The following is a 24,134-nucleotide window of genomic DNA, read 5'->3' as shown; positions in this document are numbered from 1 at the left end:
GAGACGTAGCGCCGTACACCGGGCTCGGGCACGGGCTCATGAAGGCAGGGCATGAGGTGACGCTGGTCAGCCACGCGTGCTTCGCATCACTCGTGGCCTCCGCCGGCCTGGGATTTCACCCACTACCCGTCGATCCCCGCGCGGAGTTGGCCTCCGCGCGGGGCCAGGTCATGCAGCGCAGCGTCACCGGCGTGGGGAAACTCGCTCATCTCGTCGCCATGGCGAGGGCGGTGGTGGGCCGGATGGCCGGTGATCTGCTGCAGGCCGCGCAGGTCAGTGATGTCGTGCTGGTGTCCAGCTCGTTGGGACCGTTGGGTCACACCATCGCTCAGGGTCTGGGTCTGCCCAGCATGGGCGTGTTCCTCCAACCGCTCGCCCCGACAAGGGAGTTCCCGCCTGCGGTGACCGGAACACGTTCGTGGGGAGCGACCGGGAACCGGCTCGCCGGGCATGCCGTCAACGCCGCGGTCGACCACATCTTCGCCGACGCCGCCCGTGCTCTCCGGACCCGACTCGGCCTGCCCCCTGCCCGCACGTACACCGCCCGCAGGACACGAGAACGGGGATGGCCGGTCTTCCACGGATTCAGCCGGCTGGTCGTGCCCCGACCGCGCGACTGGCGTCCTGGACTGGACGTCACGGGCTACTGGTGGCCGAACGACCCGCCGCAGGCCGAGCTGCCGGCACGCCTGCGGGACTTTCTGGACTCCGGCCCGCCACCGGTCTACGTCGGCCTCGGCAGCGCCACCGTGCCCGAACCCGAGCGTCTGAGTGGCACCGTGGTGCGTGCCCTGCGCGCGGCCGGACTTCGGGGCGTGATCCAACGTGGCTGGGGTGGACTGCACGCCGACGGCGACGACGTCATCACCATCGACGAGGTACCCCACTCCCTGCTCTTCCCGAGGATGGCGGCGATCGTCCATCACGCGGGCGCCGGCACCACCGCCGCGGCCCTGCGGGCCGGGGTTCCCGCCGTGCCCGTGCCGGTTCAGTTCGACGCGGCGTTCTGGGCCTCCCGCTTGGCCGCGGTCGGCGTGGCTCCTCGACCGGTCCCGCTCCGCGGCCTCACATCGGAGGCCTTGACCGCCGCACTCGGAGAGGTGACCAGGGAGCCGATCTACCGCCGGCGTGCCCAGGCGCTGGCCGAGGGGATCAGGAGCGAAGACGGCGTCGCACCGGTCGCCTCCGCTCTGGACCGACTCGACCGCATCTGACGATCGGCCAGGCGCTGCCCCCCCCGTGAGCCCCGTACGGAGCGCCGGGGGGTGCGGCGCTCCGTACGGTCGCTCTCTCAGCCCGCGATGCGCCCGGTCGCCGCGTCCGCGACCGGAGTGCCGAAGTCCGGGGTGCCGTCGGCGTTCCACTTGAGGATTTGGACGCGGGTGTGCCGGTTCGGGTCGTTCAGCGGGTCGCCGGTGATCTCCTTGTACGAGCGGGCGTGGTAGACGAGGACGTCGGTGCGGCCGTCCTCGGCGACGGTGAACGAGTTGTGGCCGGGGCCGTACTGGTGTGTGGTGTCGCTGCTGGTGAAGACCGGGGCCGGGGACTTCGTCCAGGACGCCGGATCCAGCAGGTCGCTGCCGGCGCCGGCGGTCAACAGGCCCATGCAGTAGTTGCTGTCGGTGGCGCTCGCCGAGTACGTCATGAAGACACGGCCGTTGCGGGCGATCACGGAGGGGCCCTCATTGACCTTGAAGCCGCGGGTCTCCCAGTCGTACGTCGGGGAGGACAGCCGGACCGGCCGGCCGCTGATCGTCCAGGGGTTCGCCATCGGGGCGATGTAGACGTTGGTGTTGTTGTCGATCCCCGGCTCGTGCTGCGCCCACGTCAGGTAGCGGACGCCGCGGTGCGTGAAGGTGGAGGCGTCCAGCGCGAAGGTGTCCCAGTCCGTCGTCAGCTGCCCCTTCTCCGTCCACGTCCCCTGGAACGGGTCCGGGTGGGCGTTCTCCAGGACGTACATCCGGATCTTCCAGATGTCGTCGGCCCGGCCGGCCGCGAAGTAGAGGTACCAGCGGCCGTCGATGCGGTGGAGCTCCGGAGCCCAGATGTGGGCGCCCATCTCGCCGGTGGCGTGCTTGCGCCACAGCACGGCCTCGTCGGCCCGGGACAGACCCCGCAGGGTCCGGGAACGACGCAGGACGATGCGGTCGTACTCCGGCACGGTGGCGGTGAAGTAGTAGTGGCCGTCGGTGTGCCGGTGGATGTGCGGGTCGGCGCGCCGCGCCACCAGCGGGTTGGCGTACCGGGCGGCCGCCGCGGCCGGGCCTTCGGCGGCCCGGGCCATGGCGGGCAGGCCCGCCGTCGTGCCCAGGGCCAGCGCCCCCGCAAGCACCCCTCGGCGGCTGAGATCGGTGTGGTTCACGGTGTTCTCCTCACTGGGACTCACTGGGACTCACTGGGACTCACGGCCGAGGCGGACCTGTCGCCTTGATCCGCATGAAGGTGATCGAGTGGGGCGGGAAGGTGTACGTGAAGGTGGTGTCGACACCGTCGATCGTCGACCGCCTCGGCCTGATCGGCTGCGACGAGGACGTGTTCTCCGCTGTGGGGTCGCCCTGCAGTGTGGTCAGGCGGGCGACCGGCGCGACGTCGGTCTCCCGGCCGAGGTCGATCCGCGTACGGGCGGCGGCGTCCTGCGCGTTGACGACCTTGACGATCAGCTCACCGGTGGCCCGGTCGCGGGTGACCACCTGACGGAACGGCTCGGCCGCCTTGTCGTCGGTGAAGCTGCCCCACTGCTTGCCGTCCAGGAACAGCGTGACGTGCCGTCCGCGGACCTCGATCCGCACGTCGTACGCGCGCCCGCTCTCGATCGTCGTGGTGTCCTCGACCATCGTCTGCTTGGCGCCGCCGACGGTCTTCTCCACGGCCGAGCGGGTGTTGCCCCAGCCTCCGAGGTTCCACCAGTAGTGGTTCCCGGTGTCCTTCACGCCGAAGGCGATCAGGAAGCCCTCGCGCCCGGACCGCTTGGTGGCCCGCACCCGTAGGTCGTAGTCCTGCCACCGCGGGTCCCCGGCGGTGACCAGCGTGTTCTCGGCCGTGGTGTCGGACTGCACGTACGCGCCGTCCTCCACGGCCCATGCACCGCGGCCCGCGGCACGCGACCACTGGTCGTCGCCGCCCGAGAAGTCGTCGCCGAACAGGGCACGGCCGTCCGGCGCGGTGACCGTGACGTCGTCGTACGCGGCGCCGGTGGCCCACGTCGACAGTCCGACGGCACCGCCGATGGGGGTGACGGCGGCGGGCGTGCGGGACGCCTCGCTGGGGACGACGTGGTCCCCGACGTTGGTCATGAACAGCTTCTGCGTCTCGTAGCTGGTCGACCCCCACGACCTCTGGTTGTCGAACCAGATCATGTCGGGGCGCCACTGGACGGAATCCGTGCGTGCGAGCAACGGGGCGTAGGACGCCAGCTCGACGACATCGGCGTTCCGCTCGAGTCCCGTCATGTAGGCCGCCTCGGCCAGCGCGTTGGAGAAGCGGTTGTCGAGGGACGCGTACTCGCCGAGGAACACCTTCGGGCCCTGGCGGTCGTAGGAGTCGTAGCGCTCGTTGTTCTCCAGGAACCACTGCGGGCTGTTGTAGTAGTGCTCGTCGACGAGCTCCACACCGGCCGCCCGGTTCCGCTCCCAGAGGCGGTCGAAGGTCGGGCCGGCGTCGTCGGGGCCCGAATTGCCGACCACCGTGATCCGGGGGTACTCGGCCTCGATCGCCGTGCGGAACGCGGTGAAGCGCTCGAAGTACTCGTCGGGGAGGTTCTCCTCGTTGCCGACCGCGAGGTGGGTCAGGCCGAACGGCTTCGGGTGCCCCATCTCGGCCCGCTTCGCGCCCCAGGGGGAGGTCACCGGGCCGTTGGCGAACTCGATCAGATCGAGGGTGTCCTGGATGTGCCGCCGCAGCAGCTCGGGGTCGTCGGTCGCCCGATTCTGCCCGCACCCGGTGACGAGTGCGGGCACGACCGGCAGGGGCATGGCGCCGATGTCCTCGGCGAACTGGAAGTACTCGAAGTACCCCAGGCCGTAGGACTGGTTGTAACCCCAGAAGTTGGCGTTGGTCGCCCGCTGCTCGACCGGTCCGATGGTGTCCTTCCACTGGTAGGACCGGCGCCGCTCCCAGCCCGGCGCCTCGTACGCCTCGTGGCTTCCGGTGTTGACCAGACAGCCGCCGGGGAACCGCAGGAAGCCCGGCTTCAGGGCGGCGACCTTCTCGGCGAGATCCTTGCGCAGCCCGTTCGGGCGGCCGCGGAACGTCTCCCGGGGGAAGAGCGAGACCATGTCGAGCCGGACCGTGCCGGAGCCGCCCGCGGTCACGGTGAGCCGGCCGGTCGCGCTCGAGGTGCGAGCGGTGAGCGTGCCGGTGTACTTGGTCCAGCGGTCTCCGCGCACCGCGATGCGCAGGGGGTCGGCGACAGCCGTCTCTCCGGAGGCGTCCCGCAGGCCGACCGTCAGGGCTGTGCCGGAGGAGCGGTCGGTGCGCGCCCATACGGAGAAGTCGTACTTCTCGCCCGCGCGCACCGTGATGCCGGCGGCGTGCCCGGAGTTGGCCACACCGAACCCGGCTCTCGTACCTCCCTGGCCGTCGAGGCTCAGCCGTAAGTGGCGTCGGTTGTGCTCCGCCAGGCGGCCGTCGTCGTCCACGACATCGGCGGTGCCCGTCGCACCGCCGCTCGCGGTCGGGGTCCACGCGGTCATCGGGGTGTACGAGCGGTGGTCCGCGGCGGCGTACTCGAAGGACCGGTTCTGCACCAGCTCGGCGTACAGGCCGCCGTCGGCCGCATGGTTGATGTCCTCGAAGAAGACGCCGTACATCGTGTCGTCGATGGCCGGGCCGGTGGCGGCCGGGTCGACGGTGAGCGAGTAGTCGACCGCGGCCGCGTCCGCTGCCGGCGCGCTGGACGCCGTGGCGGGGAGCGGGAGCAGCGTCGCGGCGAGCAGGACGCTCAGGGTGGGGGCGAGCCTCGACCGGCTGCGCGGTCTGCCGAGTGCCATGGTGCGTCTCCCTCAAGTGGTTCGAAATATCGGACAACGTCTGGTATTTCGCTCGCCGAAGAATGTCGGTCTCGGTGACGTCACGTCAACACCCATGAAATCCGGGAGAGATGGGCGGTGTACGGACCGTTGACACGCTCCCCGAAGCGTCATTACGGTCACGCCACGATTTCGAACGCATGTCGAAATTTCGAACGTGCCACCTCGAGGAGTCGCGGACATGACAATCAGCAGGCGTACGGTGATGGCGGCGGGCGCCGCCGGAGTGGCGGCCGCCGCCACGGGGGCGGGCCCGGTGTTCGCCGCGGGCAGCGCGGAACAGGCAGGCGGCCGGCCGGTGAGGGAGCTCTTCGGGACCCTGGCCGACGGGACGCGCATCCACCGTTGGACGGTCGCCGCAGGCGGCACCCGGCTGCGCGTGCTGTCGTACGGCGGCATCGTCCAGTCCCTCGAAATCCCCGACCGGCACGGGCGGTACGCCAATGTGTCGCTGGGCTTCGACCGCCTCGAGGACTACGTATCGAGCAGCCCGTACTTCGGCGCGATCATCGGCCGCTACGGAAACCGCATCGCGGGCGGTGCGTTCACCCTCGACGGGAACACGTACCGACTCCCCGTCAACGACGGCCCGAACAGCCTGCACGGCGGGGACAAGGGCTTCGACAAGCAGGTGTGGGACGTCGAGCCGTACGCGCAAGGACGGGACACCGGCCTCACGCTGCGCCGTGTCAGCGCGGACGGCGAGATGGGTTACCCCGGCACGCTGCGGGTCCGGGTCGACTACGTCCTCACGCCGCGCGGCGACTTCCGCGTCCAGTACGAGGCCACGACGGACAGGACCACGGTCGTGAACCTCACCAACCACACGTACTTCAACCTGGCGGGAGAGGGCGAAGGCAGCGTCCTCGACCACACCCTGAGGATCGCCGCGTCCCGCTGCACCCCTGTCGACTCCACCCTCATCCCCACCGGCGAACTCGCCGGGGTCGCGCACACCCCCTTCGACTTCCGCAGCGCCAAGCCGATCGGCCGGGACATCCGCGAGGGGCACCCGCAGCTCCTCTTCGGCCGCGGCTACGACCACAACTTCGCGCTCGACAAAGGCCTCACCGAAGCCCCGCAGCGCGTGATCACCGTGGCGGAGCCCGTCTCCGGCCGCGTGATGCACATCGCGACGACCGAGCCGGGCGTACAGTTCTACAGCGGCAACTTCCTGGACGGCACGCTGGCGGGCACGTCAGGGAAGGTCTACCGCCAGGGCGACGGCTTCTGCCTGGAGACCCAGCACTTCCCCGACTCGCCCAACCAGCCGTCGTTCCCGTCGACGGTGCTGCGCCCGGGGCAGACCTACCGCTCGACGACGGTGCACTCCTTCGCCGCCCGCTGACGCGCCGGATCCTGAGCCGTGGCACGGAAGCCTTCAAGCCGGTCGTCGACCCCGGCCGCGGCGCGGGCGCAGTGACCTCACTCGGCTGCGAAACCGGCCCCTGCCACCCACTGCCCGAGTTCCCCGGCGACGGCCGCGCGCTGCTCGGCCGTCGCCGGGGCGGCGCTCACCAGCGCGAAGTGCACTCCCTCGGGGGCGCCTGCGAGGAGGATCCGCCGGGCGTTCGTGCCGCCGGGCTCGGGAGCGACCGTGATCGGTCCGGCGCCACCGGGGCCGGTCACCGTGCCGAGGTCCGAGACGACGGTGGTGGTGGCGGGATCGAAGCCCGCCGGCAGATGCAGCTCGGTCGGCGCGCTCGCACCGCTGCCACGCCAGACCAGCACACCGTACGGAAGGTCCGAGCCGACCAGCCGCGCCAGCCCCGGCATGGCCGACGGCACCTGACTCCACGTCAGCGTCTTTCCCGCGTCCCGTGAACGGTCTTCGTAGAGGAACGCGAGCGTACGACCGGCGACCGCGCTCGGATACAGGCGGTCGACGAGTCGTGCGTCCTGGCGGAGCCGGGGGACGCCCGTGTCGTCGAGACGTACGGCGGAGAGGTCCTCGTCGTTCCAGGCGTCGCCCTCGGTACGGATCTTCTGCGGGTTGTCGTTCATCGCCTCGTGATGGCGGCCGCTGTAGATGTCCCACTGCCACTGCGTGGAGGAGAGCACGGGCCCGGCGCCGGCCGGGTTCTCCCACCAGGTGCGGCCGCCGAGTCCACTGTCGAGCGCCTGGTACTGGGCCTTGAGGACGGACAGCGCCTTGTCGGACGAGGTACCGGTGAGCGGGTGACCGAACTCGCTGACAACGGCCGCGGTGTGGAGGGCGGTGGACCGCTCGCGCACGGCGTTGAAGTCCCGGGCGTACTCACCGTCCTTCGCCTTCGTCAGGTTGAAGAAGCCGGACATCCGCGCCTGGTCGTAGAAGTGTGTGTTGAACACATAGCGCGGCCCCAGGGCGCCGACCCCGTCGAGGCCGCCGGGCTGCTTCATGAAGGAGAGGTTGGAGTTCCAGAACATGTTCGGCTCGACGAGCGCGGGCTTGCTCTGCCAGCCCGCCGCGTCCATGCGGGCCCTGAACTTCTCGTAGAACGGCCAGAGCAGACCCTGCTCCCAGCTCGCGCCGTCCTGTCCGCTCGCGTACTGCCCCGCGTAGGGCTCGTTGTAGGGGTCGAAGCCGACGATCCCGGCGAACTCGGCTTGGTCCAGGTGCCGGGCCAGGTACGTCATGGTCTTCTGCGCGGTGTCGAGAAAGGCGCCCTGGATGCCGTTCCGGTCCGTCCAGAAATCGCGCATGGCGTCCTTGACCGTCTGGTTCTGGGTGATGTTCTGACCCCAGTGGACGCAGATGCCGCAGAACTCCCGGGGGTAGCCGCCCGCTTGGACGACCCAGCGCGGTGCGCCGTCGCCCGAGTACCAGCTGCCCTTGTCGAAGACATGGCGCGAGAAGAGGTCCTGATGGAAGTCGGGGTACACGCGCAGCCCGACGGCCAGGAACTCTCGTATCTGCGCGGTCGCCTGCGCCAGATACGCCTCGTCCACGTGCCCGCGCACGGGCTCGGCCGCCGCCCACGACAGCAGGAACCGCACCGAGTTGGCCCCGCCCAGCTCGCGCGCCGCCCGGGCCGACTTCCGCGCGTCCTCGACACTGGCGAACGGCAGTCCGCCGTTCTCGGCGAGCTTGGTCTCGCCGGACACGTTGAAGCCGCGCAGGACCACTTCGCGACCGTGGCCGTCCACGAAGTGCGTGCCGATGACGGACAGTTCGGTGGCTCGCCCGTCGTACGAATCGGCCCCGGCGGCACCCGCCGGGGCACCGGCGGAGAGCGCCCAGGAGACGAGAGCGAGGAGCACCACGCCCCAAGCCCGTCGTCCGGAACGGTACGGCACACGTATCCCGTGGATCGCCATGACGTTCACTGTCAGGCAGATCTGACGAGTCGTCAATAAACAGTGGGTCCACGGTTGAACAGGCCTAGGCCGGCTGCGGGCGGATGGTGAGGATCTGCTGGGCGTGGCCGACGGGTCCGGCGACGTCGTGGAGGACGGTGCTGGTGACGCCGTGGCCGGTGGGGCCGAACACGACGGTGGTGTCGAGACCGGTCCAGCGCCCTTCGGGTCGGCGGTGGAGGTGGAGGGTCAGGTCGACGAGTGCCAAGGTGCTGTACGCCTCGCCGAGACGGCCCGTCACCCGGTGCAGAGGGAACGACAGCGCGTAGAAGGCGTGCCGGACGTTGACCATGAAGGCCGCGAGCGCGATCGACGCCGGCGGGGCCACCGCGACGACCAGGCCGATCAGCAGGAACTCGAACGAGCCGCCGAAGACGACCGCGGCGGAGAGGCCCGCCCACCACCAGTCCAGACCGGACTGAACGGCGAGCGCCCCGAAGGCGAGGCCGAGCGGAACGAACCCCAGGCCGACGGAGGCGGAGTCCCGGAACGCGGCCCGGGCGGCGGGGCCGGACTCACCCAGCCGCCGTTCCTCCGCCGCGTCAAGCGCCTGGAGGAGGTCGGCGTGATCACCGGATACCGGGCCGTCGTCGACGCCACGGCACTCGGACGCGGACTGGAGGTCCTCATCGACGTCGAGATCTACGCCCAGGACCGCAAGAGTTTCGAGGAGTTCGAGGCGACCGTCACCTCCTACGAGGAGGTCATCGCTGCGCCGGGCGTGCCTGTGGTGGCGCGGTCTCAGTGGGTGGGGTGCCATTCCGTGAGCAGGATGGTGGCGTCGTCGTTGAGGCGATGGTCCTGGTGGGTCATGAGGTTCTGGATCAGGCGGCGAAGGGCTTCGGGTGCGGGGTCGCCGGCTGCCATGGAGCGGATGACCGTATCGGTGAGGCGGGTTTCGCCGAACAGTTCGTTGTCGGTGGAGCGTGCTTCGGTGACACCGTCGCTGTAGAGAAGTACACGGTCTCCGGGCTCCAGCCGCGTTCGGTGCTGCACCGGGGACGTCTGGCTGTGGAATCCGAAGCCGAGGGGGAGTTGTACGGGTCTTTCCAGAGCGGCGGTCAGCACGTGACCGTCGCGGATCAGCAGGGGCGCGGGGTGGCCGCAGTTGACCCAGGTGAGCTCGCCTTGCACGGTGTCGAGGTTGGCGATGATCCCGGTCATCAGGCGGTTCGGGATCCATTGGCCGAGGGTGCGGTCGATGGTGGTGGCGATGTCCGGCAGGGTGCCGCCGGCGCGGCGGGTGGACCGGCAGGCGGCCAGGCCGACCGCGCTCGCCCCGCCTGCGGCGAGGTCGTGGCCCATGGCGTCCAGAAGTGCCAGGTGCAGGCTGCCGTTGGTGAAGCCGTGGTCGAAGGCGTCACCGCCGATGTCGTAGGCCGGCTCCAGCACGGCCGTCGACGTGGCCTGGCTGGTTCCGATCGACCTGGGCGGCAGGAACGCCCACAGCAGTTCGGCCTGGAGCGTCATGGGGCGGCTGCGACCTCTTTCGACGAGGAGGTCGTTGTGCGTGGTCTTGGAGATGACCAGCAGCGTGGCCAGGCTCGCCAGGGCCTTGCAGGAGTCCAGCCAGCCGGGATCCAGACCGGGTCCCGCTTCCATGACCCCGATGCGTTCGATCCCGTCGATCATCGGCAGCCAGGCTGTGGTGCCGTCATGGGCCGACTGGACACGCTGGGTGCGGTAGGCCAGGCCGGCCATCGAGCCGTCGATGGCGAGTCTCTCGTCGTCATCCGCTGACGCCGCGGGCTTCGGTCGCGGGCCGGAGGTGTCGCGTCCGGGGAGCGCCACCAGCCGCGCCTGCTGTACGTCGGCCAGGTACAGACGGGCCCGCGTCGCCCCCAGACGCCGGGCGGCCTCGTCGATCAGGACGGGCACCTCACCGGCGGACGCGTCGTGCGACCGCTCCAGCACCCACGCCAGAACAGGCCCCACCCCACTTCCCGCCGGCTCGTCAGCTTTCACCGTAGGCCTCGGTCGTGTCGTCCCTCGTCGTCCTGCGGGGCGTACGCACCCGGAGCGATGAGTTTCATGTTCCTCACGACGATCGTAAGCGTCAGCGGGCGACTTCTCTCACCGACTGACTACGCGGAGTAACGACCGTTCCTCCCGTCAAGCGTTCAGAAGATGACGCGCGAGGCGGTCCTCTTGCGCCCGAGCGACGTCGCCGACTTCTCTCCCGGTCATCCGGCCCGACCGCTGCAGCATCACGCGGACCGAGGTCTGGAGGCCCCCACTGCCGGGCGCCCGGGGTGCCGGTGGGCCGAGCCCACGCCAGCCTGGAGGGAGTCCTCGTACGAACGACTGGGAGGGGCTCCTCGGTGGACCGACCTCGATGGCCCAACCTGCGCGGCCGGCTCGGGCGTGTGAAGGAGAGTGCGCGGGCGCTCCGCGAGCGTCGAGCGCGGCTCCAAGCCCAAGGGGAGACGGAGGACGACGGAGCGTGGGAGAACTCTCTTCCTCCTGAAACGCGACGCGGTGACGGCACCGGAACGCGCGGGCCCGCGGCGGCAGTGCCCTGGTCGGTGAGGGTCGCAGCGGAAGCCGGTTGGCGGTTCCTCGTGCTCGCCGCCACCCTCTGGGTGCTGATGCGGGTCATCGGGGCGGTACGGCTCGTCGTGCTCGCCTTCGTCGTCGCGCTCCTGGTCACCGCGCTGCTCCAGCCGACAGTGGCCCGGCTCCACCGGAGCGGACTCTCCCGGGGCCTGGCGACGGCGCTGACGGCGACCTGTGGGTTCGTGCTCCTCGGGCTGGTCGGATGGTTCGTCGTCTGGCAGGTGCTCGACAACCTCGGCAACCTCTCCGAACGCGTTCAGGAGGGCATCGACGAACTCAAGCAATGGCTGATCGACAGCCCGCTCCACGTCACCGAAGAGCAGATCAACGACATCGCCGACACCCTGAGCGACACCATCGGCACGAGTACGAGTGAGCTCACCTCCACCGGCCTCCAAGGCGTGACCGTGCTGGTGGAGGTGATCACCGGCCTGCTGCTTGCCATGTTCGCCACTCTCTTCCTGCTGTACGACGGCAAGCGCATCTGGCTGTGGACGCTCAGGCTGGTCCCCGCGGGAGCCCGCCCCGGCGTCGCGGGCGCGGGCCCGCGCGCCTGGCGGACACTCACCGCGTACGTGCGCGGCACCATGATCGACGCGGTCTTCATCGGGGTGGGCATCTACTTCCTCGGCGTGCCGCTCGCCGTCCCCATCGGCGTGGTGATCTTCCTGTCGTCCTTCGTGCCCCTCGTCGGTGCCGTCGTCTCGGGAGCCCTCGCGGTCGTCGTCGCGCTCGTCACCGAAGGGGTCTTCACCGCGCTGATGGCGCTCATGGTCGTCCTCGTGGTGCAGCAGATCGAAGGACACGTGCTCCAGCCGTTCATCCTTGGCCGGGCCGTCCGGGTCCACCCGTTGGCCGTCGTCCTGGCCGTCGCCACGGGCGGCACCGTCGCGGGAATCGGCGGGGCCGTCGTCGCGGTGCCGCTCGTCGCCGTGGGCAACACCGTCGTCGGGTCCCTCCGCGCCGATGCCGCCGCTCGCGCGAGGGACACCGCGCAGCAGGGCGTCGCCTCGGCGGGGGAGCAGCAGGCGAAGGGCGAGGACGGCACGGACCGCTGACCACTGGACCAACCAGTGGCGCGCGAGCACGCACGGCGGGCGGGAGAGGTGACCCCCGTCCTCGCTGGATCCGCGTGCCGGAGTCAAGCCGCACGGCGAGCCGGCGAATGCGTCAGTCCTGCCCGGGTAGGCGCGATGCACACCCTGGACGGGCTGCCGCACGAGGGACGCCGCCAGAAGCCGGGTCCCGTCACGGCCCCGCAGCGGATTCGCCATCAAGAACGCACACCGGCCAAGGAGTCACCATGCCTAGTGGATCCAGCGCCAAGCGTGAACGCCAGTACGAACACATCAAGGAGAGCGCCGAGCAGCGTGGCGAAAGCACCAAGCGGGCCAAGGAAATCGCGGCGCGCACCGTGAACAAGGAGCGCGCCCGCTCCGGCGAGTCGAAGACGGCGAGCCGTTCCTCGACCCAGGACAAGTCGTCCGCCCAGCGCGGCGGGCAGCGTTCCCACAGCGGCTCGCAGGGCCCCACGAAGGAGCAGCTCTACAACGAGGCGAAGCAGCGCAACATCGAGGGCCGCTCGAAGATGGACAAGGCGGAACTCAAGCGCGCCCTCGGGCACTGAAGCTCGGCTGGGTCGGCCGGACCGAGGCGTTCGAGACCGGCCCGCTCCGTAGCGATAGCGTCCAAGGCTTGCCGGCCTCGAGTGCTGACCTCAGTCAGGGGGTTCCTTGACCGCCGGCTGCTCCGTCGGAGACGGCTCGGGATCCGGATGGGCCACCTCTGGCGGTGTGCCGGACTTCTTGCGGGGTTGCGGCTCGCGCGGGACGGGGCTCGGCGTTTCGGGAGTGCGGCCGGGGCCCTCGGGCTCTGGTGCGTTCGTCGATTCCATACGGATCATCACCTCGCGGTGGGCCCCCGGTGCGTGCGCATGACGCGCTCGGCTGGTGCCCACGCTCTGCGCCTTCCCATGGCCTGTCGGACTATGCGGGCGAAGTGACGGCGCCCCCTCGGCCCAGGTTTCAAGAGCCGATAGGTGGCAAGGCGCCCCACATGATGCGCATCGGACGCAGGAACCCGCGGGTGGGATCCCCGGAACTGTGAGGCCACCACCATGGACCGCGCGGCGCTCTTCGATGTGGACGGCACCCTGGCCGACACCAACCACCTGCACGTGACGGCCTGGTGGGAGGCGCTACGGCAGGCCGGGCACCACGTCTCGACGCATGCGATCCACCGGGCCGTCGGCCTGCCCGGCGAAGACCTCCTCGACCACCTGCTCGGCGAGGACCGCGACCACGGCGGCGACGAGCGGTTGAGCGCGGCGCACGACACCCTGTACGCGACCTACTTCGACCGGCTGGCCGCCCTGCCCGGAGCCGCCGCTCTCCTGCGCGAGCTGGCGGGCGCGGGCTGGAAGGTCGTACTGGTCACCTCGGCCAAGGACCGGGAACTCACGTCCCTGCGTAGGGCCATCGACGCGGACGACGCCATCACCGACACCGCCACCTCGGACGACGTCGACACCGGGAAGCCGGCAGCAGAACCCGTCCGGCACGCCCTGGGGCTCGTACACGTTCCGGCCGATCGAGCGGTGTTCGTCGGCGACACGGTGTGGGACATGAAAGCCGCCACCCGCGCGGACGTGACCTGCGTGGGGCTGCTCTGCGGCGGGATCCCGCGCGCGGACCTGGAGGAGGCGGGCGCTGCCGCCGTGTACAGCGATCCGGCGGACCTGTTGGCTCGTCTCGGCCACAGCCCGTTCTCGGCGGGCCCACAGTGACAGACCGAGGGCGGGTGACGGCGTGTGGCGGACCGGGGGCGGGTTCGGAACCGGTTGCCCGCGTCCGAACCCGCCCCGCACTGAAGCGGTGCTAGTCCTTCATCGCGTCCTTGATCTTCTCCTTGGCCTCGCGAGTGTCTCCCTTGACCTGCTCCGCGCGGCCTTTCGCCGTGAGGCGCTCGTTCCCGACGGCCCGGCCGGCCGCTTCCTTGGCCTTGCCCTTGGCCTGTTCCTTCTTGGCCTGCATCTTCTGCTCACCCGACACGGTTGCGCTCCTCTCGTGCGTCATCGTTCGCTGTGGCGCGGCTAGCCCGTTCCGAGGCCCGTAAACGTGTCCACGTCTTCCTGCGGGTAGCCGCGGGAAGACGTGGACGAGGCACGCGACGAGCGGGGGAGGTCAGGAGAGTGCGATGACCGCGACCACCAGCATCCGGGTCGGCCGCCGGACCGTGGAACTGACCTGCCCGGACAAGGAGTTGTTCCCGGACGACGGCATCACCAAGGCGGACCTCGTCCCCCTCGATGGGCGCGCCCCGTTCGACGACGTACGGGCCTTCGCCCGCGACGTCGCCGAGCTGCCGGCCGCCCGCCGGCCGGACGAGCTCACCACCGCTGTCCGTAAGGAAGCCAAGGAAGCCCGTGATGGCCGCCTCTACCTCGACATCCAGCGCAACGCGTACGCCCAGACATCCGTCACCCCCTACGCCGTCCGGGCCCGCCCCCGGTGCACCGGTCGCGGCGCCGCTGGCCTGGGACGACGTCCAGGATCCCGACCTGACCTCGCGGCGCTGGAACCTGTCCACCGCCGGCCGGCTCCTCAAGCAGGACCCCTGGCACGCCGCGCCGCGCGGTCGTTCGCTCGACGCCGCACGCCGCACGCCGGCGCCTCGCCGAGGCGAGGGGAGACTGAATCGCGGGGCGCGACTTCCCTCCCACCTTCCTGTCCATGCGCACAGGAAGGTGGTTCCCAGCAGGGGAGCTGAACCGGGCGCTCAGGTGTTCAATCGGCTGTTGGGGCCGTCGAAGCCGTCGGCGGAGTCCTCGTTGAACCAGTAATCACCGGCTGCCAGGTAGCGGAAGGAGTGGCTGGTCTTCCGGGGCAGCGCAACCGTGACCGCCCGCGTCTCGTCCTGCCGGTCACGGAGAGGGTGAGCATGCGGATCCCAGCCGTTGAAGTCACCCACGACGCTCACCGGCCCGGGTGGGGTGTCGGCGGGAAGCACGAAGGTGATCTCGGTTCTGTTCTTGCGCTGCTTGCGTTCGAGCACGAGGAATGTCTCCAGTCGACGCCGGAAGGGGGAAGCGTGACCCCATCCTGCGCGCGCCCCGTGGACGGTCGTGCCGACACGTCCGACCAGTCACACGGCTGGACGTCCTCGACCTCACGCGCTACGCCCATGGGGGCGACCCTGGCCGGTCGGTCCACCCTCGACCGCGGCCTTCGGACGGCGATGCTGCCTCGCGGCACGGTTGGCGGTGATTCGGCGGGGCAGGCGCCCTGAGGACCACGGACCACGAACCACGGACCACGGACCACGACACGAGTTCAGGCGATACCCCATGACCACTGCACGCGACCTCATGACCGCGGACGCGAGCTGCGTCCGCGCAAGCGAGACCATCGTCGACGCTGCGCGGAAGATGGCGGACCTCGATGTCGGAGCCCTGCCGATCTGTGGCCCGGACGAACGGCTTCACGGCATGCTCACCGATCGTGACATCGTCGTGAAGGTCATCGCCAAGGGCAAGGACCCCGCCGCCTGCACCGCCGGCGATGTCGCCCAGGACTCGATCATCACGGTGGGCGTGGACGACACCGCCGAGCAGGTGCTGCGCGTCATGAGCGAGAACAAGATCCGGCGCGTACCCGTCATCGACGGCCACGTCCTCGTCGGCATCATCTCCCAGGCCGATGTCGCCCGGACCCTTTCCGACCCCCAGGTCGGAGAATTCGTCGAAACCGTATCCACCGAGTCCTGAGCCGAGCGCAGCGTCCGTCCAGGCTCCCGGGCCGAGGCCGTTCCCGCGGATGGCGCACGCGGGATCCCGGGGTTCCTGGGGCTCGCGAGTCCGACGCCGGCCGCCGTCCTTCGGCGCTGCGCCCATATCGCGTTGTGGGTCCCCGGGCACGGACATAGGGTCACCTGCATGTCTCTACGTCTTCGTATGCGTCAAGCACTGCCCGAAGCGATGCGCGCCCGCGACAAGGCCGCGGTGAGCGCCCTGCGTTCGACGCTTGCCGCGTTGGACAACGCTGAGGCGGTGCCCGTGGGCGAAGCAGAGCTCCGCGGCGTGGCCCTTGAGCACGCGCCGGTGGGTGTCGGCGCGACCGAAGCCGTACGGCGTGAGCTGAGCGAGCCCGACGTGGTGGATGTCGTGCGCGCCGAGGCCGCCGAGCGACTCGAGGTTGCCGCGCAGTTGACTGCGCCCGCGCACGCGGACCGAGCCGCGCAGCTCCGCGCGGAGGCCGCCGTGCTGCTTCGCTTCCTCGACGGACCCTGCCCCGCGTAGGGCACGGCGTCGCATCGCGCCCGAGGCCGGCCACGCCTGGCCCGGCCCGACGCAGAGCCTGCGCACCTCCGCACCTCTCCCGTCGAACACCTAGGACGGAAGACGGTGTTCTCATCGTCGCTGAGCCCGGCTTCGTGAAGGAGCGGGGCTACGAGGAGTGCCGTCCGCCGATGCCCTGGTGGTCGGCCTGCTGCGCGATGGCCCGGCGGGCCGGGTCGGTGAACTCACGCTCGATCGACTCCTGCAGCAGGCCCAGCTGCGCGCGCACCGAGGCGTGCTGTTGCGGCGGCAGGGCCTCGAGCAGGTCGTCGAGCATGGCGCGGAGCCGTCGACAGATCTGCACGGAAGAATCTCCGTAGTCGCGGATCTCGCAGACGGCGAGCTCAAGGTAGTTCTCCCAGTCCCGCCCCGGCAGCACGAGTCGGGCATGCCCGTCGCGATCGGCCAGAACGTAGCGGCCGACGAGGCGCTCGTGGCCGACCGTGTGCAGGAACCACTCGATGTAATTGATGACCTGCACGGCGGTCGTGGGGTCGTTCACCGCTGGGGAGAGGGCCCTGATGGCGATGTCGACGAGGACCCTCAGGGCGAAGGCGGGGTCCTGTTCGATGGTGCGCTCGGCCCCGAGGGCGATGCGACCGGTCACCCGGTCCGGGTCCGGTTTCGACGTGCCCCCGTGGACCTCGACCAGCACGGTGCCTGGCGGGACGAAGTCGCCGATCAGCCGGGTCACGACGAAGACGCAGTCGTGGCGCGCTGCCTCCGCGACCAGCCCGGGAACGTCGAACGCCTGGATGGCTCCACCTCGGCCGGTACGAATGCGCATCACCGGACCGCCGGACGGCCCGGATGCGTTTCCGCGCGGCGCGGCCTTCCGGATCGCCGCGGCCCCGCTCGTGAAGACGGACTCTCCCAAGCGTGCGACCAATTCGGCGATGGCCACCGGCCGGAGACTGTGGGTGAACCTGTTGAGGTAGATGAGCAGGAGCACGAGACTGACGCCCACCGCCGCCCCGGCCAGGGTGACCCCGAGGTCGGGGACGGAGTCGGATTCGATGCTGCGCAGCAAGGAGAAGGCGAACGAGAACGTCCCGGTGAAGGTTGCCAGTACCGCTTTCTGCAGCCGGTCGCGGTACCACAGGCGCATGTAGCGCGGGGAGAGGGTTCCCGTGGCCTGCTGCACCACCAGTACGCCGATGGTGACCACGAATCCGAGCAGCGCCACCATCGCCCCCACGATGGCGGTGAGCACGCCGCTCGCCGTCGTCGCGGAGTAGTGCCAGCCGCTCGGCCAGTCCGCGCCATCGGCGGCAAGGGCGAGCTCAGCGAGCAGGGCGCCGAGCACGAGTCCGAACATCGGCACGATCCACAGGCTTGCCTTGACGTATTGCCGCAACCTGAATCTGGCCGCCCAGGACGTCAGGACACCCACGTCACGCCTCCTTCACCCGGAGGACTCCGATGCTCATGAGGCACACGAGACGGCGGGCTCCCTCGACGGGACCGCCGCCCTCACACGGTAGAGCGATTCCCGGACCGCCGCAGCGGCAGCGCTCCCGCCGCCACCCCGTGCGATGTCCTCGTCAGGACGGACCGGCATCGTCGGCCTAAGCTGACCGAGTGGCGCCCGGTTCGCCTTGCCCCCGTGTAACGCTGCCCGAGCGTGGTCGATCGGGGTCGACCGGGGTCGACCGGGGTCGACCGGGGCCGAAAGGGGCTCACGATGGACGACTACCCCCTGATCGAGAACCATGGCCTGATCGGCGATCTGCAGACCGCGGCTCTCGTGACCACCGATGCGACCATCGACTGGTTCTGCTGTCCGCGTTTCGATTCACCGAGCGTCTTCGGCGCCCTGCTCGACCGGGGCAAGGGCGGCCACTTCACCGTACGGCCGGCCGCGGACACGTACACGACCAAGCAGCTCTACCACCCGGACACCGCCGTTCTGGTGACGCGTTTCATGACCGAGGCCGGCGCGGGCGAGGTCGTCGACTTCATGCCGGTGACCGGAACGACCGTGACGGACCGGCACCGTCTGGTCCGCATGCTGCGGTGTGTCCGGGGCAGCATGACGTTCGAAGGGGAGATCGCTCCGCGCTTCGACTACGGCCGTAAGCCGCACGAGCTGCACCTCTCGGAGCACGGGGCCCTGTTCACCTCGGAGGACATGGACCTCGCCGTCCACGGCGTCCGTGAGCCGCAGGACGAGCGGCTGCTGAACATCCTCTCGGGTGACAAGGACCTGCGTTTCACCCTGACGCTGCAGGCGGGGCAGCAGCGCGGAATGATCCTCGAGTCGTCCCCCGGCGGGCCGCCGCACGAGGTCCGGGTGGCGGAGTTCGAGCGGCTCTTCCACGAGACGGTCAGTTTCTGGCGCTCGTGGCTGGGCCAGTCCACGTACTCGGGCCGCTGGCGGGAGGCGGTGGAACGTTCGGCGGTGACGCTGAAGCTCATGACGTACGCGCCGACCGGCGCCCTGGTGGCCGCCCCCACGACGGGTCTGCCCGAGCAGTTGGGCGGCGAGCGCAACTGGGACTACCGGTTCACCTGGATCCGTGACGCCTCGTTCTCGGTGTACGCCTTGCTGGGCCTGGGTTTCAAGGAAGAAGCGAAGGCGTTCATCAACTGGCTGCACGACCGCGTCAAGGAGAAGGCCGGCGAGGGAAACGGAACCGGTCCCCTGAACATCATGTACCGCGTCGACGGCTCCTCCGACCTGGTCGAGGAGACCTTGGAGCACTGGGAGGGGTACTGCGGCTCCGCCCCCGTCCGCATCGGCAACGGGGCGGCGAGCCAGCTGCAACTGGACATCTACGGTGAGGCGCTCGACAGCATCTACTTCGCGCACCGGCACGGCATGCATCTCGACAACGGGGGCTGGACCGCGCTGCACACGCTGCTCGACTGGCTGGTCGACCACTGGGATCAGGCAGGGGAAGGCCTGTGGGAGACCCGCGGCGGCCGGAAGCACTTCACCTACGGCCGCGTGATGTCCTGGGTGGCCTTCGACCGCGCCCTGCGGATCGCCTGGGACGACGGCCGTCCCGCGGCCGGTGGCCGCTGGGGGGACGCGCGTGACCAGATCTACGCTCAGGTGCTCAGCAAGGGATGGGACCCGAACAAGCAGGCCTTCGTGCAGCATTACGGCGACGACGTACTCGACTCGTCGCTGCTGCGCATGCCGACGGTCGGCTTCATCACGCCGGACGATCCGATGTGGAAGTCCACCCTGGACGCGATGGACCGTGAGCTGGTCAGCGACAGTCTGGTCTACCGCTACAACCCCGAGGCGTCACCCGACGGGCTGCGTGGCTCCGAGGGGACCTTCTCCCTGTGCACGTTCATGTACGTCGACGCCCTGGCGCGGGCCGGACGCACCGACATGGCCAGGCTGGTGCTGGAGAAGATGCTCACCTACGCCAACCACCTGGGCCTGTACTCCGAGGAGGTCGGCCTGACGGGGCGACAGCTGGGCAATTTCCCGCAGGCTTTCACGCACCTTGCCCTGATCGACGCGGCGATCACCTTGGACGCGATGCTCTAGGGGTGGTCGGGGACGGGCCCGAGGAGGACGACGGTGTCACCCTCCTGCGGGACGGTCTGCTGCCTCTCCGTGACGGGATCCAGCCGGTGGTCGGCCCGCACCACGAAGAGCGTGTCGTGCTCCGGCGGCAGCGGGGAGGAGGCGGGCTGCACCACGAACCGGGCGCCCCGCTCGTAGCGTTCCGCCAGGACATGACGGACCAGGGGACGGCCGAAGAGGATGTCGCCGCCGGTGTAGGGAGCGACCACGCCATGGCTGTCGTGCGGTGGCCCGACCCGGTAGACGGGCCCCTCGACGTTGTCCTCCATCACGACCGAGGCGAGCGCGTTGAAGTCGTCGTCGTCGGTGGCCAGGAACACGGCCGTCACTCCCTCGAGCCGCGCCCCGGGGTTGATGGCCGTGGCCAGCAGATCGCCCTTGGCCAGATCGATCCCCGCCGCCTTGATCAGTTCCCGCTGCGCGTCGAGCCCCGCCCACATCAGCACGTCAAGTCCCGCGGACCGCAGGGCTCTTCCCAGGTCGACCACCCACGGCTCCCCGCCCACCAGGAGAATGCGCGTGCCCGCCGGTTTGACGACGCCCAGCCGTCTGGCCATGGGCGCCGCCGTCAGCGAGTAGAGCAGAACGGTTCCCACGATCACCAGAAACGTGACGGGAAGGATCCTCCCGGCCCCGCTCACCCCCCGGTCGACCAGGCTGGCGGAGAAGGCCGATGCCGTGGCTGCCGCGACGATGCCGCGCGGGTCCATCCACCCGATGAAGGCCCGCTCCCCTCGGACCAGACCCGATCGCGCCGTCGCGGCGAGGGCCACGAGCGGCCGCACCACCAGGACGAGGATCGCGATGAGGGCGAGCGCGGGAAGGAGCACCGGCACCAGGGATGCGGGGGTGACGGTGGAGGAGATGGAGATGAACAGCAGCCCGATGATCAGCTGGACCAGGGTCTCGAAGAAGGGACGCCGAGCAGGCATGTCGAACCCGCGGATGTTGGCGACGGCCAGTCCCGTGACGATCGCGGCGATGAGCCCCGTGTCGTCCCGCACGATGTCGCAGCCCGCCGACACGGCGATCACAGTGGCGAGTTGAGCCAGCGTACCGAGGGTCTCGCCGAGCCGAAGGGTCCGCAGAGTGAACCACAGCAGCGCGGTTCCCACGGCCCCGCCGACCAGCCCGACGGCCAGGCTGATGGCGAACTGGCCCAGCTGGTATCCACGGCCGATGTCGACCTGGTGCGTCGTGGCGATGGCGTGGAAGGTGAGCGCGCCGAGGATGCCGCCGATCGGGTCGGTCAGCGTCCCCTCCCAGATCAGGATGCGTCGCACCTTGTCGGTCGGCCGCACGAAGTCGAGCAGCGGACCCACGACGGTGGGACCCGAGACGACGAGGATCACGCCCAGCATCGCGGCCACGCGCAGCGGCATGTCGAACATCGCCGGTGACACCGCCGCGATGACCAGAAACGTGAGCAGCACCCCGTACACCAGCAGTCGTCCCACGATCCCCCGGGTGCGGCCGGTGAGCTTGCGCAGGTTGAGCCCCAGGCCGGCGTCGTAGAGGATCACCGCGACGGACAGCGACACCAGGTCGGAAAAGGCCGGCCCCAGCAACTTGTCCGGATGGATGACATCCGTGATCGCACCGGCGGCGAACCCGACCGGCAGCAGGATGATCAGGGCCGGGACGCGCAGCTTGCTCGCCAGGATCTGCGAGCCGGTGGCGAGCACCACCGTCAGGGCGAGTCCGAGAAAGATCTCGTCGTCGGTCACAGCGGCTTCCTTCGTCGGAGTCCGGGCGCGAGGGGGAGGGCCGGCGTGGGTCCGGGCGGTCAGCCGCCGGGGCCCGCACCGCCACCGTCTGTGCCGCTGCCTCTTCGCAGCTCGGCGTCGGTGAGTTCTTCCAGCTCACCGTGCGTGTCGAGCCAGTAGAGGAGGACGACGGCCGGCATGACGAGCACGAGGGCCACCAGGGTGACGATCGCCAGCCACGTGAGCGTGGCGGGTGCGCCCGCGGCGTCGGCCACGGTCAGCGACGTGGGGATGAGGTAGGGGCGCTGGGCCATGCCCCAGGCGATGACGGCGGAGGCGACGACCCCGACCGCCGCGACGCGCATCCACGCGCCCGGCGTCCGCAGGAGCAGCCACACTGTCGCGAGTGCGGCCACCCCGGCCACGACGACGAAGAGCAGCCCCAGGCCGTGGGTGAGTCCGTGCCACACGTGCGGGGAGTCCTCATGGGTGACGAACCCGGTGATCACCGCCAGGACGGTGAGCACGGCGAGACTGCCCAGCGCCCGCCACCGGAAGTAGCCGACCAGATCGGGCGCCTCGAACCGGCGGGCGTCCCCCGTGAGGAACACCGCGCCGAGGAAGGCGGTCGTCGCGATGGCGATCAGCCCGAACATCAGGGAGGTGGGGTTGGACCAGGCGTCCGCCGAGGCCTCGGTACCGGGCGCCACCCGTCCCGACGCGACCCCGCCGACGGCGGCACCGAGGAAGAACGGCGTGACGACCGAGGCCACGGCGAACACGGCACCGTACAGCCGCCGGCCCGCGAGCCGCCGCGACGGCTTGCGGAACGCGAAACCGGCGCCGCGCAGCACCAGGCCGATGGCGGCCAGGACCAGGGGGAGCCACATCGCCGTGAACACCGTCTGGAACAGGATGGGGAAGCCGGTCCACATGATCACGAAGACGAAGATCAGCCAGACGTTGTTGACCTCCCACACGGGAGCCATGGCGTGGTCGATGAGCCATCGGGGACGCTTGCCGCGTTCCGCGCCGCCGGCCGTCAGATCCCAGAAGCCGGCCCCGTAGTCCGTGCCGCCCGCGGAGGCGTACGCGGCCACGGCGAGGAGCAGCACCACGGCGATGAGGTCGGCGGTCATGGGCGGCCGTCCTCGGCCCCGGCGGCTCCGCGGTCCGCGGCGGGGGCGTCACCCGCGGGGACGGGTGCCCGCGGCCCGTACGGGGTGTCCGCCTCCGGCGCATGAACCGCACCTCCCGCGGCCCGCTCCTCGTCGGCCAGCCGCCACCGCGTGCGCATCTTGAGCAGGATGACGAGGAACGATCCGAACAGGAACACGTACACCGCCATCACCACGCCCAGCATGATCCACAGGGTGGTGGAGCGGGTCGAGGTCACCGCCTCGGCGACCCGCATGTTCTGGTAGACGATCCAGGGCTGACGACCCACCTCGGTGGCGATCCAACCCGACTCGACGGCCACGACGGAGGCGACGCCCGCACAGGCCGCGGAGCGGTAGAACCACTTCGAGGCGGGAAGCCGGCGGTGCCGCAGCCAGACCAGGCCGTACCAGAGGGCGAGCAGCACCAGGGCGGACCCGATCAGAACCATGATGTCGAAGGCCCAGTGGGCGATGGTCGCCTGAGTGGCCGTGGGGCGCTGGTCCGCCGGGACGGAGGTCAGTCCCACCACCTTGGTGTTCGGGCTGAATCCGGCCAGGAAGGAGTCGAGCAGAGGGATCTTGATGCCGCCCTTGACGGACCCGTCCTCCTGTAGACGCCCGAAGATGTACTCCGGTACCCGGGTGTCGGTCTCCCAGACGATCTCCAGCGCGGCGAACTTCACCGGCTGCTTGTGGAACACCGACCGGGCGATCGCGTCGCCCAGGACGAACTGCACCGGCGCCGCCACCGCGGCGATCGTGAACGGAACCGCGAAACCGAGCCGGTGGTAGTGGTCCCGGCGGCCGCGCAGCCAGCCCACGGCGTAGACACCGGACACCATGAAGCCCGCGGTGAGGACCATGGCCACGACGAAGTGCCAGTACTGAGGCCCGAACATCGGGGTGAAGATCGCCTTCCAGACGTTCACGTCGACCGGGTTGCCCTCGGAGTCGAGGGAGAAGCCCTGCGGCGTGTTCATCCAGGAGTTGGCGGCCAGGATGCCGAACGCCCCGAGCAGCGCGGCGGCCGGCAGCGGCAGCCCGAGCAGGAAGTGCGTACGGGGCTTCAGCCGCCGCCACCCGTACAGATAGATGGCGATGAGGACGGCCTCCAGGAAGAACGCCCAGGCCTCGACACCGAATCCGATGCCGAAGACGTCACCCCACCTGCCCATCAGCCCGGGCCAGAGCAGGCCGAACTCGAAGGAGAGCACCGTGCCGGTGACGATGCCGAGTGCGAACTGCACCGCCATGACGGCCGACCAGCGCCGCGCCAGGAGCAGCGCCGTCGCGTCCTTGCGGCGCAGCCCGCGGTAGTGCATGACCAGGGTGATGAAGGGGAAGGCCACGCCCAGGGGCACCAGGATGATGTGGGACGCCAGGGTGAAGGCCATGAGTTCCCGGGCCGGGAGAAGTTGGGCCGGGGCATCCGCCAGCAGGTGGAACGAGGTGGACATACACGCC

Annotated in this window: 20 protein-coding genes; 9 read left to right on the top strand and 11 right to left on the bottom strand. The window is 70.1% G+C overall.

Going from position 1 to position 24,134, the window contains the following annotated elements; genetic code table 11:
- The first annotated feature begins 38 nt into the window (after positions 1–38).
- Positions 39–1,214, top strand: coding sequence for a glycosyltransferase (locus ACFV9D_RS24105; protein WP_385149816.1), 1,176 nt, complete (start codon positions 39–41; stop codon positions 1,212–1,214).
- A 77-nt stretch (positions 1,215–1,291) separates the two neighbouring features.
- Here ACFV9D_RS24105 and ACFV9D_RS24100 read toward each other — a convergent pair whose 3' ends face one another.
- On the bottom strand, positions 1,292–2,362 hold the full coding sequence (locus tag ACFV9D_RS24100) for a family 43 glycosylhydrolase (RefSeq protein ID WP_385149813.1): 1,071 nt from the start codon (positions 2,360–2,362) through the stop codon (positions 1,292–1,294).
- A gap of 40 nt (positions 2,363–2,402) precedes the next feature.
- Complete coding sequence (locus tag ACFV9D_RS24095; RefSeq protein WP_385149810.1) at positions 2,403–4,988, bottom strand: alpha-L-arabinofuranosidase C-terminal domain-containing protein; 2,586 nt, start codon at positions 4,986–4,988, stop codon at positions 2,403–2,405.
- Positions 4,989–5,208: 220 nt separating this feature from the next.
- Between ACFV9D_RS24095 and ACFV9D_RS24090 the strand changes: the two genes are divergently transcribed.
- Positions 5,209–6,375, top strand: coding sequence for an aldose epimerase family protein (locus tag ACFV9D_RS24090; protein ID WP_385149807.1), 1,167 nt, complete (start codon positions 5,209–5,211; stop codon positions 6,373–6,375).
- Between the two features lie 77 nt (positions 6,376–6,452).
- Here ACFV9D_RS24090 and ACFV9D_RS24085 read toward each other — a convergent pair whose 3' ends face one another.
- From ACFV9D_RS24085 to ACFV9D_RS24075, 3 genes are all read right to left on the bottom strand, one after another.
- Positions 6,453–8,327, bottom strand: a complete 1,875-nt coding sequence (locus ACFV9D_RS24085; RefSeq protein ID WP_385149804.1) for a cellulase family glycosylhydrolase — start codon at positions 8,325–8,327, stop codon at positions 6,453–6,455.
- A 64-nt stretch (positions 8,328–8,391) separates the two neighbouring features.
- Positions 8,392–8,889 (bottom strand): AzlC family ABC transporter permease, encoded by a 498-nt coding sequence (locus ACFV9D_RS24080; RefSeq protein ID WP_385149906.1) that lies wholly within the window; start codon positions 8,887–8,889, stop codon positions 8,392–8,394.
- Between the two features lie 218 nt (positions 8,890–9,107).
- Entirely contained in the window at positions 9,108–10,301 is a 1,194-nt protein-coding gene (locus ACFV9D_RS24075) for a PP2C family protein-serine/threonine phosphatase (RefSeq protein WP_385149801.1), read from the bottom strand.
- Between the two features lie 386 nt (positions 10,302–10,687).
- Between ACFV9D_RS24075 and ACFV9D_RS24070 the strand changes: the two genes are divergently transcribed.
- From ACFV9D_RS24070 to ACFV9D_RS24060, 3 genes are all read left to right on the top strand, one after another.
- Positions 10,688–11,980, top strand: coding sequence for an AI-2E family transporter (locus tag ACFV9D_RS24070; RefSeq protein ID WP_385149798.1), 1,293 nt, complete (start codon positions 10,688–10,690; stop codon positions 11,978–11,980).
- A gap of 245 nt (positions 11,981–12,225) precedes the next feature.
- Positions 12,226–12,549, top strand: a complete 324-nt coding sequence (locus tag ACFV9D_RS24065; RefSeq protein ID WP_385149795.1) for a plasmid stabilization protein — start codon at positions 12,226–12,228, stop codon at positions 12,547–12,549.
- A 489-nt stretch (positions 12,550–13,038) separates the two neighbouring features.
- The gene (locus ACFV9D_RS24060; RefSeq protein ID WP_385149792.1) at positions 13,039–13,707 is read left to right on the top strand and encodes an HAD family hydrolase; all 669 of its coding nucleotides are present in this window, start codon (positions 13,039–13,041) and stop codon (positions 13,705–13,707) included.
- A gap of 91 nt (positions 13,708–13,798) precedes the next feature.
- On the opposite strand, the gene ACFV9D_RS24055 is transcribed toward ACFV9D_RS24060, so the two are convergent.
- A complete protein-coding gene (locus ACFV9D_RS24055; protein WP_385149789.1) occupies positions 13,799–13,996 on the bottom strand; it encodes a CsbD family protein in 198 nt (65 codons plus the stop codon).
- Between the two features lie 121 nt (positions 13,997–14,117).
- Between ACFV9D_RS24055 and ACFV9D_RS24050 the strand changes: the two genes are divergently transcribed.
- Positions 14,118–14,690, top strand: coding sequence for a hypothetical protein (locus ACFV9D_RS24050; RefSeq protein WP_385149786.1), 573 nt, complete (start codon positions 14,118–14,120; stop codon positions 14,688–14,690).
- A gap of 9 nt (positions 14,691–14,699) precedes the next feature.
- Here the strand turns inward: ACFV9D_RS24050 and ACFV9D_RS24045 are convergent, their stop codons facing one another.
- A complete protein-coding gene (locus tag ACFV9D_RS24045; protein ID WP_385149784.1) occupies positions 14,700–14,975 on the bottom strand; it encodes an isoamylase early set domain-containing protein in 276 nt (91 codons plus the stop codon).
- Positions 14,976–15,267: 292 nt separating this feature from the next.
- On the opposite strand from ACFV9D_RS24045, the gene ACFV9D_RS24040 reads away from it, so the two are divergent.
- Together ACFV9D_RS24040 and ACFV9D_RS24035 are read left to right on the top strand one after the other, a co-directional pair.
- A complete protein-coding gene (locus ACFV9D_RS24040; RefSeq protein WP_385149781.1) occupies positions 15,268–15,687 on the top strand; it encodes a CBS domain-containing protein in 420 nt (139 codons plus the stop codon).
- Positions 15,688–15,897: 210 nt separating this feature from the next.
- Positions 15,898–16,218, top strand: coding sequence for a hypothetical protein (locus ACFV9D_RS24035; protein ID WP_385149903.1), 321 nt, complete (start codon positions 15,898–15,900; stop codon positions 16,216–16,218).
- A gap of 148 nt (positions 16,219–16,366) precedes the next feature.
- Here the strand turns inward: ACFV9D_RS24035 and ACFV9D_RS24030 are convergent, their stop codons facing one another.
- A complete protein-coding gene (locus ACFV9D_RS24030; protein WP_385149778.1) occupies positions 16,367–17,650 on the bottom strand; it encodes a DUF2254 domain-containing protein in 1,284 nt (427 codons plus the stop codon).
- A 291-nt stretch (positions 17,651–17,941) separates the two neighbouring features.
- On the opposite strand from ACFV9D_RS24030, the gene ACFV9D_RS24025 reads away from it, so the two are divergent.
- On the top strand, positions 17,942–19,765 hold the full coding sequence (locus tag ACFV9D_RS24025) for a glycoside hydrolase family 15 protein (protein WP_385149775.1): 1,824 nt from the start codon (positions 17,942–17,944) through the stop codon (positions 19,763–19,765).
- Here ACFV9D_RS24025 and ACFV9D_RS24020 read toward each other — a convergent pair.
- The 3 genes from ACFV9D_RS24020 to ACFV9D_RS24010 are packed head-to-tail and all read right to left on the bottom strand — an operon-like array spanning position 19,762 to position 24,127.
- Positions 19,762–21,531: a cation:proton antiporter gene (locus ACFV9D_RS24020; protein ID WP_385149773.1), complete on the bottom strand. Its 1,770-nt coding sequence runs from the start codon at positions 21,529–21,531 to the stop codon at positions 19,762–19,764. The genes ACFV9D_RS24025 and ACFV9D_RS24020 overlap by 4 nt on opposite strands.
- Before the next feature lie 59 nt (positions 21,532–21,590).
- Positions 21,591–22,649 carry a cytochrome d ubiquinol oxidase subunit II gene (locus ACFV9D_RS24015; protein ID WP_385149771.1) on the bottom strand — a complete coding sequence of 353 codons (1,059 nt, stop codon included), beginning with the start codon at positions 22,647–22,649 and terminating at the stop codon, positions 21,591–21,593.
- A complete protein-coding gene (locus ACFV9D_RS24010; RefSeq protein WP_385149768.1) occupies positions 22,646–24,127 on the bottom strand; it encodes a cytochrome ubiquinol oxidase subunit I in 1,482 nt (493 codons plus the stop codon). Before ACFV9D_RS24010 ends, ACFV9D_RS24015 begins: the two co-directional genes overlap by 4 nt.
- Positions 24,128–24,134 lie beyond the last annotated feature (7 nt).

The sequence above is a fragment of the Streptomyces sp. NPDC059875 genome (genome assembly GCF_042731085.1).
Taxonomy (GTDB): Bacteria; Actinomycetota; Actinomycetes; order Streptomycetales; family Streptomycetaceae; genus Streptomyces.
This window is presented reverse-complemented; position numbering and strand designations above follow the sequence as displayed.

Coding starts and splice junctions, on each gene's coding strand:
- ACFV9D_RS24035 (WP_385149903.1), top strand. CDS start 15,898: ATGCGCGCCCGCGACAAGGCCGCGGTGAGCGCCCTGCGTTCGACGCTT.
- ACFV9D_RS24090 (WP_385149807.1), top strand. CDS start 5,209: ATGACAATCAGCAGGCGTACGGTGATGGCGGCGGGCGCCGCCGGAGTG.
- ACFV9D_RS24050 (WP_385149786.1), top strand. CDS start 14,118: ATGACCGCGACCACCAGCATCCGGGTCGGCCGCCGGACCGTGGAACTG.
- ACFV9D_RS24025 (WP_385149775.1), top strand. CDS start 17,942: ATGGACGACTACCCCCTGATCGAGAACCATGGCCTGATCGGCGATCTG.
- ACFV9D_RS24055 (WP_385149789.1), bottom strand. CDS start 13,996: ATGACGCACGAGAGGAGCGCAACCGTGTCGGGTGAGCAGAAGATGCAG.
- ACFV9D_RS24040 (WP_385149781.1), top strand. CDS start 15,268: ATGACCACTGCACGCGACCTCATGACCGCGGACGCGAGCTGCGTCCGC.
- ACFV9D_RS24065 (WP_385149795.1), top strand. CDS start 12,226: ATGCCTAGTGGATCCAGCGCCAAGCGTGAACGCCAGTACGAACACATC.
- ACFV9D_RS24010 (WP_385149768.1), bottom strand. CDS start 24,127: ATGTCCACCTCGTTCCACCTGCTGGCGGATGCCCCGGCCCAACTTCTC.
- ACFV9D_RS24060 (WP_385149792.1), top strand. CDS start 13,039: ATGGACCGCGCGGCGCTCTTCGATGTGGACGGCACCCTGGCCGACACC.
- ACFV9D_RS24095 (WP_385149810.1), bottom strand. CDS start 4,988: ATGGCACTCGGCAGACCGCGCAGCCGGTCGAGGCTCGCCCCCACCCTG.
- ACFV9D_RS24105 (WP_385149816.1), top strand. CDS start 39: ATGAAGGCAGGGCATGAGGTGACGCTGGTCAGCCACGCGTGCTTCGCA.
- ACFV9D_RS24085 (WP_385149804.1), bottom strand. CDS start 8,327: ATGGCGATCCACGGGATACGTGTGCCGTACCGTTCCGGACGACGGGCT.
- ACFV9D_RS24015 (WP_385149771.1), bottom strand. CDS start 22,649: ATGACCGCCGACCTCATCGCCGTGGTGCTGCTCCTCGCCGTGGCCGCG.